The sequence below is a fragment of the Streptomyces sp. NPDC048696 genome, from assembly GCF_043198895.1.
GTDB lineage: Bacteria > Actinomycetota > Actinomycetes > Streptomycetales > Streptomycetaceae > Streptomyces.
This window is the reverse complement of sequence record NZ_JBICVJ010000002.1, coordinates 228,161-241,009: the sequence shown is the minus strand read 5'-3', so window position 1 is coordinate 241,009 and position 12,849 is coordinate 228,161. Positions and strand designations below refer to the sequence as shown.

The 12,849-nt window shown below is 72.7% G+C and carries 14 protein-coding genes; 6 read left to right on the top strand and 8 right to left on the bottom strand.

From position 1 onward, the window contains the following. Positions 1 to 134 precede the first annotated feature (134 nt). Positions 135 to 752, top strand: coding sequence for an LAETG motif-containing sortase-dependent surface protein (locus tag ACGFRG_RS04180; RefSeq protein ID WP_361423845.1), 618 nt, complete (start codon positions 135 to 137; stop codon positions 750 to 752). 55 nt (positions 753 to 807) lie between these two features. Here ACGFRG_RS04180 and ACGFRG_RS04175 read toward each other — a convergent pair whose 3' ends face one another. After that, the gene (locus ACGFRG_RS04175) at positions 808 to 1,296 is read right to left on the bottom strand and encodes an NUDIX domain-containing protein (RefSeq protein ID WP_361423848.1); all 489 of its coding nucleotides are present in this window, start codon (positions 1,294 to 1,296) and stop codon (positions 808 to 810) included. Positions 1,297 to 1,458: 162 nt separating this feature from the next. Here ACGFRG_RS04175 and ACGFRG_RS04170 point away from each other — a divergent pair, with 162 nt between their 5' ends. Next, positions 1,459 to 2,628: a phosphodiester glycosidase family protein gene (locus ACGFRG_RS04170; protein WP_361423851.1), complete on the top strand. Its 1,170-nt coding sequence runs from the start codon at positions 1,459 to 1,461 to the stop codon at positions 2,626 to 2,628. Positions 2,629 to 2,644: 16 nt separating this feature from the next. Here the strand turns inward: ACGFRG_RS04170 and ACGFRG_RS04165 are convergent, their stop codons facing one another. Further along, positions 2,645 to 3,421 carry a GNAT family N-acetyltransferase gene (locus ACGFRG_RS04165; protein WP_393261141.1) on the bottom strand — a complete coding sequence of 259 codons (777 nt, stop codon included), beginning with the start codon at positions 3,419 to 3,421 and terminating at the stop codon, positions 2,645 to 2,647. 158 nt (positions 3,422 to 3,579) lie between these two features. On the opposite strand from ACGFRG_RS04165, the gene ACGFRG_RS04160 reads away from it, so the two are divergent. Together ACGFRG_RS04160 and ACGFRG_RS04155 are read left to right on the top strand one after the other, a co-directional pair. Beyond that, positions 3,580 to 4,713: a sensor histidine kinase gene (locus ACGFRG_RS04160; protein ID WP_393261138.1), complete on the top strand. Its 1,134-nt coding sequence runs from the start codon at positions 3,580 to 3,582 to the stop codon at positions 4,711 to 4,713. A 35-nt stretch (positions 4,714 to 4,748) separates the two neighbouring features. After that, positions 4,749 to 5,414, top strand: coding sequence for a response regulator (locus ACGFRG_RS04155; protein WP_393261135.1), 666 nt, complete (start codon positions 4,749 to 4,751; stop codon positions 5,412 to 5,414). A 9-nt stretch (positions 5,415 to 5,423) separates the two neighbouring features. On the opposite strand, the gene ACGFRG_RS04150 is transcribed toward ACGFRG_RS04155, so the two are convergent. The 6 genes from ACGFRG_RS04150 to dhaK form a co-directional block, all read right to left on the bottom strand. Then, entirely contained in the window at positions 5,424 to 5,816 is a 393-nt protein-coding gene (locus ACGFRG_RS04150; RefSeq protein WP_393261821.1) for a MarR family winged helix-turn-helix transcriptional regulator, read from the bottom strand. Between the two features lie 95 nt (positions 5,817 to 5,911). Beyond that, positions 5,912 to 6,448, bottom strand: coding sequence for a PadR family transcriptional regulator (locus tag ACGFRG_RS04145; RefSeq protein ID WP_361423865.1), 537 nt, complete (start codon positions 6,446 to 6,448; stop codon positions 5,912 to 5,914). A gap of 34 nt (positions 6,449 to 6,482) precedes the next feature. Beyond that, entirely contained in the window at positions 6,483 to 8,504 is a 2,022-nt protein-coding gene (locus ACGFRG_RS04140) for an FAD-dependent oxidoreductase (RefSeq protein ID WP_393261133.1), read from the bottom strand. A gap of 196 nt (positions 8,505 to 8,700) precedes the next feature. After that, complete coding sequence (locus tag ACGFRG_RS04135) at positions 8,701 to 9,150, bottom strand: PTS-dependent dihydroxyacetone kinase phosphotransferase subunit DhaM (RefSeq protein WP_393261131.1); 450 nt, start codon at positions 9,148 to 9,150, stop codon at positions 8,701 to 8,703. Next, a complete protein-coding gene (gene dhaL, locus ACGFRG_RS04130; RefSeq protein WP_361423874.1) occupies positions 9,147 to 9,743 on the bottom strand; it encodes a dihydroxyacetone kinase subunit DhaL in 597 nt (198 codons plus the stop codon). The genes ACGFRG_RS04135 and dhaL overlap by 4 nt, the downstream gene beginning before the upstream one ends. A 32-nt stretch (positions 9,744 to 9,775) precedes the next feature. Continuing rightward, on the bottom strand, positions 9,776 to 10,768 hold the full coding sequence (dhaK, locus tag ACGFRG_RS04125) for a dihydroxyacetone kinase subunit DhaK (protein WP_361423877.1): 993 nt from the start codon (positions 10,766 to 10,768) through the stop codon (positions 9,776 to 9,778). A gap of 112 nt (positions 10,769 to 10,880) precedes the next feature. On the opposite strand from dhaK, the gene ACGFRG_RS04120 reads away from it, so the two are divergent. Then, positions 10,881 to 11,552: a response regulator transcription factor gene (locus ACGFRG_RS04120; protein WP_361423880.1), complete on the top strand. Its 672-nt coding sequence runs from the start codon at positions 10,881 to 10,883 to the stop codon at positions 11,550 to 11,552. Beyond that, positions 11,549 to 12,799 carry a sensor histidine kinase gene (locus ACGFRG_RS04115; RefSeq protein WP_393261126.1) on the top strand — a complete coding sequence of 417 codons (1,251 nt, stop codon included), beginning with the start codon at positions 11,549 to 11,551 and terminating at the stop codon, positions 12,797 to 12,799. The genes ACGFRG_RS04120 and ACGFRG_RS04115 overlap by 4 nt, the downstream gene beginning before the upstream one ends. The last annotated feature ends 50 nt before the right edge of the window (positions 12,800 to 12,849 follow it).

Genomic DNA, 12,849 nt, shown 5'->3' with positions numbered 1-12,849 from the left:
GTATAGCACGGCTGTGCCATCCGGAACAGGACAGGTGGCGCGAGTGATGTACGGGACTGCCGCTTGGGCGTGGGGCGGGAGCGGTACTGTGCGCGCACCGTCAAAACGGCGGTGCGGTAACAGTGGAGGATTTTGTGACCGTAAACAGAGGAACGGGGCGTCGTCGTGGAGCGCTCATAGGGGCAGCCGCGGCGGGTCTCGTCGGCGTCGGCCTGACCGCCGTGCCCGCCCAGGCGCACACCCCGGTGTGGCAGGTGACCTGCACCCAGGTCACCGTGGACCTGACCAGGTACTCCGACCAGGCCGTCAACACGGTGACCATCACGGCGGACGGCAAGGACCTGCTGCCCACCGAGCAGTTCAAGGGCGAGTTCCACAAGAAGCTGAAGCTCCCCGACCACAACAAGCAGCTGACCTTGCGGCTCGTCGTGAAGGCGGGCGACGGGGACCAGTACTCGCGGGACGAGACCAAGACCGCGCCGGTGTGCGACACCCCGCCGCCCACCAAGCCGTCGACCAAGCCGTCCCCGCCGGCCAAGCCGAGCCCGACCCCCTCGGCGAAGCCCGGCAAGCCCGCCCCCGGCCCCGCCACGTCCTCGGCGGCGGCGCCCGCGCCTCAGCCGAGCGCCAACCTGGCCGAGACCGGTTCGTCGAGCTCGACCCCGCTCGTCGCCGGGATGGGCGCTGCCGTACTGGTCGCGGGCGGCGGCATCGTGTGGGCCTCGCGCAGGCGCCGTTCCGCACGGCACTGATCCGCGCACCCCGTGGCGACCGCGCCGGTGATCCGCGACCCGGACACCGGCGCGGTCAGGTGCCCGGCCGGCCCCCGGCGTCGTCCAGATGCGCCGCCAGCCGTTCGAGGAACACCCGCTGGCCCGCCACCAGCTTCTGTGCCGCCTTGTCGGGCGCGAGCCAGGCGAAGCGGTCGAGCTCGGGGAACTCCTGCAGCGTGCCGGAGCCGCGCGGCCACTCCATCGTGAAGGTGCCGGGCACCACGGCTCCGAGATCGACGTCGGCCTCGACCGCCCAGACCGTCACCACCTTGCCGTTGGCCTGCCGGGAATCGCCGAGCGGCACCGGCGTGCCCTCGGGGGCGGGCAGGCCCAGCTCCTCCTCGAACTCGCGCAGGGCGGCCGCCTGCGGCGTCTCCTCCGGCTCGTACTCGCCCTTGGGGATCGACCAGGCCGAGTCGTCCCGATGGGCCCAGAACGGGCCGCCCATGTGTCCGATCAGCACCTCGACGCCGAGGTCCGTGCGGCGATAGCAGAGGAGTCCCGCGCTGCGTTTCCCGGCCATGGCGCCCAGTGTGGCGGGTGATTAGGTTCCGGGCGATCGGGTTATAGCAGACAAGAGCCCGATATCTAAGCATTCAGGGCGCGTGTCTTTCCGGAATCCGTCCGCAGTCGGTCCGAAGTCCGTGGGACGTCCGTCCGGAGCACGCCTCGGAGAGGGAGCACCGTGGCCCGTCGCCGTCTGCTGCCGTGGAAGCACCGCAGGGATCTGACCCCGCCCCAGCTGCGCCGGCGCCGGACAGCCGTCCGGTCCGCCCTGGTGGTCTGCCTGCTGGGCGCCGGGACGGTGGGCTGGTCGGTGTCGGACGCGCTCACCTATCCGGGTGATGACAGCACGGCCGCCCGCCTCGCGGGCTGGGCGCGCGAACACCGTCTTGGCTTCGTCGTCGACAAGCTGGAGAACCTCCAGTACGAACTGGATCCGCCGAAGGTCGGCGGCACGCTCCCGCAGGAGTCGCTGGCCCGGATGCGCAAGGCGGCCGCGCTCCCGCCGCCCGCCGTGGACAGCGGACTGCCGCTGCGCGCCCCGATGCGGCCGCTGGTCGCCCCGGCGCTGCCCGGCGAGGGCGTCTGGCGTCCGCTGGTCTCGGCCCACGGCCGCCCGATCGTGCAGGGCACCTATGTGCGTCCCGACTCCGCCCACACCTCGTACGAGGCGGCCGTCGCGTGGATCAGCGTCAAGGACGCCCGCTTCCAGCTGCACCCCGGACTGCGCGAGCCGGGCGGCGCCTTCTCCGTGCCGCCGAACATCCCCAAGGGTGAGCGCACCGGCCTGGTGGCGTCCTGGAACGGCGGCTTCAAGGTCACCGACGGCGGCTCCCGGGGCGGCTTCTACCTCGACGGCAGAACCGCCGGGCAGCTCCGCGACGGCGCCGCCTCGGAGGTGTTCTACCGCGACGGCTCGATCAGGATCGGCGTGTGGGGCCGGGACATGCGGATGACGCCCGACGTCGTCGGGGTGCGCCAGTGCCTGGAGCTGATGGTCGACGGCGGCTCGGTCGTCCCGGACATCGACAACGACTCCAAGTGGGGCGCCACCGACCAGAGCAGGATGTACGTGGCGCGCTCCGGGGTCGGGGTCACGGCGCAGGGCGACGTCATCATGGTCGTCGGCCAGGCCCTGTCGGCCCGTACGCTCGCCGAACTCATGGAGCGCGCGGGCGCGGTGCGGGCCATGCCGCTCGACATGAACCGCGCCTGGCCGTCCTTCATGAGCTACGACGGCAGCCGCACCCCGGACAGCCCGGTGCCCAGCAACATCCTCGACTTCGAGAATCCGCCGGAGCGCTACTACAACCAGGCCACCCGCGACTTCGTCGCCGTCTACGCCCGCTGACCGACGTGCCCACCGCCTACGGCTGGTAGAGGTACGGCGTGGTCGTGCTCAGCCGTGCGAAGCCCAGGCGCCCCAGGATCGGGCGGCTGTCGTCGGAGGCGTCGACCTGGAGATAGCGGTAGCCGCGCTCGGCGGCTATACGGGCGCGATAGGAGACCAGCGCGCGGTAGATGCCCTTGCCGCGCCAGGCCTCGGCGGTGCCGCCGCCCCAGAGCCCGGCGAACTGCGTGCCCGGGATCAGCTCCATCCGGGCGGCGGACACCGGCACGCCGTGCGCCGTCGCGAGCACCGCGACCAGGGTGTCGGGCGCCTCGGCGAGCTGGTGCTTCATGGCCCGGGCGAGCCGCGAGGAGTCGGTGCCGAACGCCTGCTCGTGGACGGCCGCCAGCAGGTCGATCCCGGCCTCGTCGGTCACCGGCACCAGCTCGATGCCGTCGGCCAGCGCCACCTCGTGGGCCTGCTCGGCGCTCTCGGCGACCATCAGGGCCTCGGTGGGCTCGGCCGTGAACCCGGCAGCCAGGAGCCGTTCGCCGAGGTCGCCGGGGGTGTCGTGGGCGTACAGCTTCCACTCGAACTCGCGGCCCAGCGGGGCGAAGTACCGCACCTGCTCGGCGATTTCGCGGTCGGCGCCGGCCTCGTCGAGGGCCGACCAGATGATTCCGTTCCAGCACGGGTCGGCGCCGAAGTGCCGCACCACGTTGCCCACCCGCTCGACGCGGGCCGCCGGGCTGTCGGCGGTCGCGCCCTCGCGCATCTGCTGGTCGAACAGGGCCAGCACTTTGTCGTTGTCCATCCGCCCACTTCAACATCGCCGGGCCGGGGTGACAAACGGGTTTCGGACCGGAGTTCCGGGGCGCGCCGGAGGGCGTGCGTCCGACTACAACCGCTGCGGTAGCGCGTGCACCGCCACTGGTTGACGCCGCGCGTTTGACCTGCAATTAGGCTGCGGTAATGCGGATCCGCCCAGTAGCCGCCGATGTGTTCATCGCGCTGGCGCAGACGTGTGTCGCCGTGCTCCTGGGCCAGGAGGCGGCCCGGCAGGGGCAGCAGCCGCTCGACGTGCTCGGATACACCCTCGCCGTGATCATCAACATGGCGTGCGCCTTCCGCTCCAGGGCGCCGGTGGGTGTCTGCGCCTTCGTCATCGCCACGTGGACGCTCTATATCTCGCTGGGAAATTGGCCGGTCGTGGGCTCCTACGGGGCGATGATCGCGGGGTATACGGTCACCGCGACCCGGCCCGCCCGGGTCTCCGTCTCCTGTATGACGGTGCTCGGCCTGGTGTGGCTGTTCGCCGGGTTCCGTACCGGTAGCGACGCGATGCCCTCGGTCGCCGTACAGGCGCTCGCCGTGCCCGCCGTGCTGTGGCGGTTCGGCCGGGTGGCCCGGCGCTCCACCGAGCTTGCCGATCAGCTGGCGAAGGAGCAGGAAGCCCGGGCGAAGCGCGAGGTCGCCGAGGAACGCGGCCGTATCGCCCGGGAGTTGCACGACATCATCGCCCACCACATGTCCGTGATATCCGTGCAGTCCGGGCTCGCGCGTTTCGTCTTCGAGTCCGATCCGCCCACCGCGCGCGGGGCGCTCGGCACCATCTCCGCGACCAGCCAGGAGGCGCTGGAGGAACTGCGGCGCATGCTGCACGTCCTGCGCGCGGAGGACCTGGACGGCGAGCCGTCGGCCCCGATGCCGGGGCTCTCGCGGCTCTCCGACACGGTGGAGCGGCTGCGGGCCGGCGGGCTCCCGGTCGAGCTGCGCGTCGAGGGCGAGGCCCGGCCGCTCGCGCCCGGCGTGGACCTGTGCGCCTACCGGGTCGCGCAGGAGGCGCTCACCAATGTCCTGAAACACGCCCCCGGCGCGCGGACGACGGTGGAAGTCTGTTACGAGCGGAACCATGTCGCGCTCGCCGTCGTGAACGACAGCACGGGAGCGAATCCGGTCAGAAATCGATCGGGTGGGGGACATGGGTTGATCGGAATGCGGGAGCGGGCCAAGCTCTACGGCGGCACGATCAGCACCGGCCCGAGAAGCGGGGGAGGCTTCGCGGTCCGTCTGCTCCTGCCGACCTCGGCCCAGCCGACCGCCTGACCGGGCCGCATGACACAGGGGGCAGACGCACTGCGATGACCAGGGCACTCGTGGTCGACGACCAGTTCCTCGTACGGGCCGGTCTGGTCGCGCTGCTACGGGCGGCGGGCGTCGACGTCGTCGGCGAGGCGAGCGACGGCGCGGAGGCCGTGGCCCAGGCCGCGGCGACGCGGCCCGATGTGATCCTCATGGACATCCGCATGCCCGGCATGAGCGGGATCACCGCCACCGAGCGGATCCTCGCCGAGGCCCCGGACCCGGCGCCGCGCATTCTGATCCTCACCACGTTCGACCTCGACGAGTACGTGTACTCCGCGCTGCGGGCGGGTGCCTCCGGGTTCCTGCTCAAGGACTCGGGGCCGGAGCGGCTGCTCAACGCGGTGGCGGCGGTCGGCGGTGGCGACTCGCTCTTCGCGCCGAGCGTGACGCGCCGGCTCGTGGAGGCGTTCGCGCGCCCCGCCGAGCAGTCCCCGCAGCTGTCGTCGGACCTCGCGGCGCTCACGGCGCGGGAGACGGAGGTCCTCAAACTCACCGCGCGCGGCCTGTCGAACCTGGAGATCTCCGACCGGCTCTTCATCAGCGAGGCGACGGTCAAGACCCACCTCAACCGGGCGATGAGCAAACTCGACCTGGCGAGCCGGGCGCAGGCGGTGGTTCTGGCGTACGAGTCGGGCCTGGTCACGCCGGGTGGGGGACGGTAGGTCGGCTGATCAACTCCAGCTGCTCGCCGTGCTGTTGTACCGCAGCAGATACTCCGCGAACTGTTCGAGATCCCTCGGCTCCCAGTCGGCGAGGCGTTCGTCAAACGCCTGCTGACGCAGCTCCGCTGCCTCCGCCAGCTTCGCCGTGCCCGCCGGGGTGAGGTGCAGCAGCTGGATGCGGTGGTCGTCGGGGTCGGTGCGGCGCTCGATGAACGCCAGCCGCTCAAGGGCCGCGATCTGCCGACTGATCGTCGACTTGTCGAGCATGTAGTACGCGGCGAGATCCGTCGCGCGGCAGCCCTGCTGGTCCTCCAGATGGGAGAGCAGGGTGAAGGAGACCAGCGAGAGCTCCGGGTGCATCCGCGCGGCGGCGGCCCGGGCGCGGCGGGCGAACGCGGTCATCTCGCGCTGGATGGTGGCGACCGACTGGTCTCGGCTGGGCACGGCGGGTCCTCTCACTGGCTAGTTGCATAATACAACGCCAAGGTCGGCCCCGCTCATTCCGGCTCGGCCACCGTGTCGAGGGCCTGGGTGAGCCAGCGGATCCAGAACGTCTCCAGCTCGATGCCGCCGCGCAGCACCAGATGCCGCAGCCGGTCCTGCTCGCTGTCCCGCTCCGGCGGGAAGTCCCGCCGCTCGATCCCCTCGTACATCTCCAACTGGCGCTCGTGCAGGGCCAGATGGCGGCGCAGCTCGGCGTCGAGCCCGTCCGTGCCGACGACCGCCGCCGCCCGCATCCGCAGCAGCAGCGGGTCCCGCATCGGGCGGGGGTCCTGCCCGGCGGCCGCCCACGCGGCGAGCTCCGCACGGCCCGCGGGCAGCACCTCGTACTCCTTCTTCTGTCCGCGCGCCGGCGTCTGCGACGCCAGCGCGCGGATGAAACCGGACGCCTCCAGCTTGCCCAGCTCGCGGTAGATCTGCTGGTGCGTCGCGGACCAGAAGAAGCCGAACGACTTGTCGAAGCGGCGCGTCAGCTCAAGCCCCGACGAGGGCTTTTCGAGCAGAGCGGTCAGGATCGCGTGCGGGAGGGACATGACCGCATCCTAGGTTCGCCGCGTCCGGCGCCGGTCAGAGGGCCGCCGCCAGCCTGGTGCCCTGGTCGATGGCGCGCTTGGCGTCCAGCTCGGCGGCCACGTCCGCGCCGCCGATCAGATGCGCGGTGACCCCGGCCGCCGTCAGCTCCTCGTACAGGTCGCGGCGCGGCTCCTGGCCCGCGCACAGCACGACGGTGTCCACCGGCAGTACGGCGGAGGTGCCGTCGACGGTGATGTGCAGCCCGGCGTCGTCGACCAGGTCGTAGCTCACGCCCGGGACCATGGTCACACCCCGGTGCTTCAGCTCGGTGCGGTGGATCCAGCCCGTGGTCTTGCCCAGGCCCGCGCCGACCTTGGAGGCCTTGCGCTGGAGGAGGTGGACCGTGCGCGGCGGCTTGGGCCGCTCGGGCGCGCGCAGCCCGCCGCGCTCGCCGTACGTGGTGTCGACGCCCCACTGCCGGAAGTACGTCTCGGCGTCCAGGCTCGCCGCGTCGCCGCCGTCGGTGAGGTACTCGGCGACGTCGAAGCCGATGCCGCCCGCGCCGACGATCGCCACCCGCTCGCCCACCGGGGCCCCGTCGCGCAGCACATCGAGATAGGTGACCACGCTCGGGTGGTCGCGGCCGGGGATCTCGGGGGTGCGGGGGGTGACGCCGGTGGCGACGACGACCTCGTCGTACGTGCCGTCCGCGAGGTCGGCGGCCGAGACGGTGGTGTTCAACCGGACGTCCACACCGCGCAGTTCGAGCTGCGTGCGGTAGTAGCGCAGCGTCTCCTCGAACTCCTCCTTGCCCGGGACCCGCTTGGCGATGTTCAGCTGGCCGCCGATCTCGGCGGCCGCGTCGAAGAGGGTGACCGCGTGGCCGCGCTCGGCCGCCGAGACCGCGAAGGCGAGCCCGGCCGGACCCGCGCCGACCACGGCCAGGTTCTTGCGGCGCCGGGTGGGGGAGAGGACCAGCTCGGTCTCGTGGCAGGCGCGCGGGTTCACCAGGCAGGAGGTGATCTTCCCGCTGAAGGTGTGGTCCAGGCACGCCTGGTTGCAGCCGATGCAGGTGTTGATGGTCTCGGACCGCCCCGCCCGCGCCTTGGCGACGAACTCGGGGTCGGCGAGGAACGGCCGGGCCAGCGACACCATGTCCGCGCGCCCCTCGGCGAGCAACTGCTCGGCGACTTCCGGGGTGTTGATGCGGTTGCTGGTGATGAGCGGGATCGAGACCGACCCCATCAGCTTCTTGGTCACCCAGGTGTACGCGCCGCGCGGCACCGAGGTCGCGATGGTCGGGATGCGCGCCTCGTGCCAGCCGATACCGGTGTTGATGAGCGTCGCCCCGGCCGCCTCGATGGCCCGGGCGAGCGTGATCACCTCGTCGAGGGTGGAGCCGCCGGGCACCAGGTCCAGCATGGAGAGCCGGTAGATGATGATGAAGTCGGCGCCGACCCGCTCGCGCGTGCGGCGGACGATCTCGACCGGGAAGCGCATTCGGTTCTCGTACGAGCCGCCCCAGCGGTCGGTGCGCCGGTTGACCGCGCCCGCCACGAACTCGTTGATCAGATAGCCCTCGGACCCCATGATCTCGACGCCGTCGTACCCGGCGGACTTGGCGAGCTCGGCGGCGCGGACGAAGTCCTCGACGGTCTGCTCGACCTCGTCCTCGGTCAGGGCGTGCGGGACGAACGGGCTGATCGGCGCCTGCAGCGCGCTCGGTGCGACCAGGTCCTGGTGGTAGGCGTACCGGCCGAAGTGCAGGATCTGCATCGCGATCCGGCCGCCCGCCGCGTGCACGGCGTCGGTGACGGTGCGGTGCTGGGCGGCCTCCGCCTCGGTGGTGATCTTGGCGCCGCCCTCGTACGGGCGCCCCGCGTCGTTGGGCGCGATGCCGCCGGTGACCATGAGCCCGACGCCGCCGCGCGCCCGCTCGGCGTAGAACGCCGCCATCCGCTCGAACCCGTTCTCGGCCTCTTCGAGCCCGATGTGCATGGACCCCATCAGCACCCGGTTGGGCAGGGTGGTGAAGCCGAGGTCGAGGGGGCGCAGCAGGTGGGGGTAGTCGCTCATCGGGGGGCCTCCGGATACGGCGGTGTCGTCAGCTCCAGTTGTAGAGCACACGGGGCCGCTTGTGCAACAAGTTGCATAAAGGGTCTGGGTCACATCGGGCCCGGCTCCTGCGGGGATACGCGGATACGAGGAAGGGCCCGGCGGGGGAGTCCCGCCGGGCCCTGCTCTCCTCCTGCCAGTGTCAGACCTGCCGGTGTCAGGCTTTCCGGTAGTCGTACGCCTCCGCGGCCGCCGCCTCCACCGCGTCCAGGTCCGCCCCGGCCGAGGCGGTGACCACGGCCGCCACCGCGCCCTCGACGAAGGGCGCGTCGATCAGCCGTGTCCCCTCCGGCAGCTCGTCGCCCTCGGCGAGCAGCGCCTTCACGGTGAGCACCGCGCTGCCGAGATCGACCAGGACGGCGACGCCCGCGCCCCCGTCGACGGCGGCCGCGGCCCGGGCGATCAGCTCGGAGCTGGTGCCGAGGCCGCCGTCGGGCGTGCCGCCCGCCGGGGCGACCGGGGCGCTCGCGCCGCCGCCCGCGAGGCCCGTCGCCAGCTCGGCGACGGCGGCCGCGACCGCCGCGCTGTGCGAGACGAGCACGACCCCGACGAGCTTCTGGGCTGCGGCCTCGCTCCCGGCCCCCGCCCCGCCCGCGCTCCCGCTCATGCGGCGGCCTCCACGAGTGCGCCGATGAGCAGGGCCGACGAGGTCGCGCCCGGGTCCTGGTGGCCGATGGACCGCTCGCCGAGATAGCTGGCCCGCCCCTTGCGGGCCCGCAGCGGTACGGTCGCGAGCGCTCCCGCCTCGGCCGCCTCGCTCGCGGCCGCGAAGGACTCGCTCATTGCGTCGACGGCGGGCAGCAGCGCGTCCAGCATCGTCTTGTCCCCGGCCGCCGCCCCGCCGAGCTGGGCCACCGCGGCGACGCCCGCGCCCAGCGCCTGGGCCAGCTGCTCCCGGTCGACCTCGGCCGCGTCGCCGAGCGCCTTGCCGGTGCGGCGCAGCAGCGTTCCGTACAGCGGTCCGGAGGCGCCGCCGACGGTGGAGATCAACTGGCGTCCGGCGAGGGCGAGTACGCCCCCGGGGGTGTCCGGGCTCTCCTTGTCCAGGACGGTGGTCACGGCGGCGAAGCCGCGCCGGAGATTGCTGCCGTGGTCGGCGTCGCCGATGGCGGAGTCCAGCTCGGTCAGCCGGTCCGCCTCCCGGTCGACGGCGGCGGCCGTCGCGGTCATCCAGCGGCGAAAGAACGCGGTGTCGAGCACAAGTCCTCCTTCAGGTGGCGTGGGCATACAGGTCAGCAACCCCACCGCAGGGCGGGCGTGTTGACCGGCGCGTCCCACAGCCGCAACAGCTCCTCGTCGGCCTGACAGAGCGTCACCGAGCAGCCCGCCATGTCGAGCGAGGTGACGTAGTTGCCCACGAGCGTGCGGGCCACGGGGACGCGCCGCTCGGCCAGCACCCGGTGCACCTCGGCGTTGAACCCGTACAGTTCGAGCAGCGGTGTCGCCCCCATGCCGTTGACGAGGAGCAGGACGGGACTCGACGGATTCAGGTCCTCCAGTACGGCGTCCACCGCGAAGTCGGCGATCTCCCGCGAGGTCATCATGGGCCGTCGCTCGCGCCCCGGCTCGCCATGGATGCCGACGCCCAACTCCAGCTCTCCGGGCGGCAGTTCAAAGGTCGGGCTCCCCTTCGCCGGGGTGGTGCAGGCGCTCAGGGCGACCCCGAAACTCCGCGCGCTCTCGTTCACCCGGCGGGCGATCGCCTCCACCCGCTCAAGCGGCGCGCCCTCCTCGGCCAGCGCGCCCGCGATCTTCTCCACGAACAGGGTGGCCCCGGTCCCGCGCCGCCCGGCGGTGTACAGGCTGTCGGTGACCGCGACATCGTCGTTGACCAGCACCTTGGCCACCTGTACGCCCTCGTCCTCGGCGAGTTCGGCGGCCATCTCGAAGTTGAGCACGTCACCGGTGTAGTTCTTGACCACGAACAGCACCCCGGCCCCGCTGTCCACGGCGGCCGCCGCGCGCACCATCTGGTCCGGCACGGGCGAGGTGAACACCTCGCCGGGGCAGGCGGCGGCGAGCATCCCGGGTCCCACGAACCCGCCGTGCAGTGGCTCGTGCCCCGACCCGCCCCCGGACACCAGGGCGACCTTCCCGGCCCTGGGCGCGTCCCGGCGCACGATCACCCGGTTCTCCACGTCGACGGTCAGTTCCGGATGGGCGGCCGCCATCCCGCGCAGCGCGTCCGCCACGACTGTCTCGGCCACGTTGATCAGCATCTTCATGCGTGCCTCCGGGGGAGAAGCGCAGCCGGGCGGCTGCTGACCGGGACCTTACCGACACCGACGCCCCGGACGCCGCGACCGGAGCCCCGAATACCCCACGTAGGCTCGCCCCATGCGCGTGCTGGTGGTGGAGGACGACCCGGAGCTCGGGCCCGTCGTCGTGGCGGGGCTGCGGGCGGCCGGGTTCGCCGTCGATCTCGCCGGGCGGCTCGACGAGGCCGAGCTCAAGCTCGATGTGAACACGTACGACTGCGTCGTGGCGGACCGGGGGCTGCCCGACGGCGACGCCCTCGACCTCGTGCGCGAGCGGCGCCGCGCCGGATCCACGCTGCCCGTGCTGCTGCTCACCGCGCTCGGCACCGTCGACGACCGGGTCGCGGGGTTCGAGCACGGGGCGGACGACTACCTCGTCAAGCCGTTCGCGTTCGCCGAGCTCACCGCGCGCGTGGGCAGCCTGTGCCGACGGGCCCGGCCCGCGCGGCTGCCCGAACTGCGGGTCGGCGACCTGGAGTTGGACCTGCCGCGCCGCCGGGTGCGGCGGGCCGGGGTGCTGCTCACGCTCACCGCCAAGGAGTTCGCCGTACTGGAGGCGCTGATGCTGCGGGCCGGAGAGGTCGTCAGCCGCAGTGAGCTGATCGAGAGCTGCTGGGACGAGATGAGCGACCCGATGTCCAACGTCGTCGACGTCGTCATCGGGCAGCTGCGCCGCAAGCTGGGCGCCGACGAACTGATCGGCACGGTGCGCGGGGTCGGCTACCGGATCGACGGCAACGGTACGGAGTGAGGGCGCGGTCCACGAGGACGAGTCCGGCCCTCGCCCGGCTCGTCCGTCTGCGCCGGCGGCTGACCGTGCTCTTCGCCGCGACGACGGCCGCGTGCCTGGTCGTCCTCGCCTTCGTCGCCTCCTCCATCGACGACCGCTCGCGCGCCGACGGCCTCGACAAGGAGATCGCCCGCCGCGCCGACGGTCTCGCCCGTGCCGTCTGGATGGACAACGGCACGCTGCACCTCGAACCCCTCGCCGAGGACACGCTCGCCCGCGAACCCGGCGCCCTCGCGGTGCTGAGCGAGCCCAAGGCGCCCAAGGCCCCCACGACAGGCAAGAACCCCGAAGTCCGCTGGTCGCGCCCCGGACCGGCGGCGCTGCCCGACGACGCTCGGCTCGACGGGCTGTGGCGCAGGGTCCGCGAACAGCAGGAGACGGTGTACGCCACCGAGACCTCCCGGGACGGCAAGACCCTGCGCTGGGCCGCCTCGCCGGTCTGGGACGAGGACAGCATCGGCGCCGCCGTCCTGGCCGCCGCCGACCCAGGCCCCGGCGAGCGCGACCACGAGACGCTGGTCCGCTGGCTCGCCCTCGGCGGTACGGGGCTGGTGCTGGCCGCCGCCCTCGTCGGGCATCTGCTGTCCGGCCGCAGCATGCGGGAGGCGCTGCGGGCGCTTGACCAGCAGGAACAGTTCCTGGCCGAGGCCGCGCACGAGCTCCGTACCCCGCTCGCCACGCTCCGGGTGACCCTGGAGGCGGGCAGCGCGGCGGAGTCGGCCCGGCTGGTCGACCGGATGGGGCGGCTGGTGGGCGGGCTGCTCACCCGGGCGCGGGTGGAGGCGGGCGCCCAGGAGGTGGAGCTGACCCCGCTCCGGCTCGATCAGTTGGTGGAGCAGGTGGTGGACGAAGTGGGTCAGGTGCGGCCGGGCGCGGACATCGTGGTGACGGCCGCACCCGTGGTGGTCGCGGGCGACCCCGACCTCCTTGAACAGGCCGTACGCAACCTCGTCGAGAACGCGCTCCGCCACGGCGGCGCGACCCCGGTCGAGGTACGTGTCCACCCGGGCGGCGTCGCGGTGCGCGACCACGGTCCGGGCTTCCCGTCCGACGCGTCGGCCGCGTCGGGCGGGGGCGGCAACGGCATCGGCCTGGCGATCGTCCGCTGGGTCGCCGACCTGCACGGCGGCACGGTCGCCCTCGGGCCCGCCCCCGGCGGCGGCGCACTGGCCGAGCTGAGGATTGGTGCTCCGAAACGAGAGCGGTGATCTGGGCGGCCGTGCGGAAGGGCGATGCGGTGCTGCGCCCCTTTAGGGGC

What these genes read in the sequence shown, in the direction of transcription:
- ACGFRG_RS04175 (WP_361423848.1), bottom strand. Translation starts at nt 1,296, where the DNA reads ATGGCCGGGAAACGCAGCGCGGGACTCCTCTGCTATCGCCGCACGGAC.
- ACGFRG_RS04165 (WP_393261141.1), bottom strand. Translation starts at nt 3,421, where the DNA reads ATGGACAACGACAAAGTGCTGGCCCTGTTCGACCAGCAGATGCGCGAG.
- ACGFRG_RS04160 (WP_393261138.1), top strand. Translation starts at nt 3,580, where the DNA reads ATGCGGATCCGCCCAGTAGCCGCCGATGTGTTCATCGCGCTGGCGCAG.
- ACGFRG_RS04155 (WP_393261135.1), top strand. Translation starts at nt 4,749, where the DNA reads ATGACCAGGGCACTCGTGGTCGACGACCAGTTCCTCGTACGGGCCGGT.
- ACGFRG_RS04150 (WP_393261821.1), bottom strand. Translation starts at nt 5,816, where the DNA reads ATGACCGCGTTCGCCCGCCGCGCCCGGGCCGCCGCCGCGCGGATGCAC.
- ACGFRG_RS04145 (WP_361423865.1), bottom strand. Translation starts at nt 6,448, where the DNA reads ATGTCCCTCCCGCACGCGATCCTGACCGCTCTGCTCGAAAAGCCCTCG.
- ACGFRG_RS04140 (WP_393261133.1), bottom strand. Translation starts at nt 8,504, where the DNA reads ATGAGCGACTACCCCCACCTGCTGCGCCCCCTCGACCTCGGCTTCACC.
- ACGFRG_RS04135 (WP_393261131.1), bottom strand. Translation starts at nt 9,150, where the DNA reads ATGAGCGGGAGCGCGGGCGGGGCGGGGGCCGGGAGCGAGGCCGCAGCC.
- dhaK (WP_361423877.1), bottom strand. Translation starts at nt 10,768, where the DNA reads ATGAAGATGCTGATCAACGTGGCCGAGACAGTCGTGGCGGACGCGCTG.
- ACGFRG_RS04120 (WP_361423880.1), top strand. Translation starts at nt 10,881, where the DNA reads ATGCGCGTGCTGGTGGTGGAGGACGACCCGGAGCTCGGGCCCGTCGTC.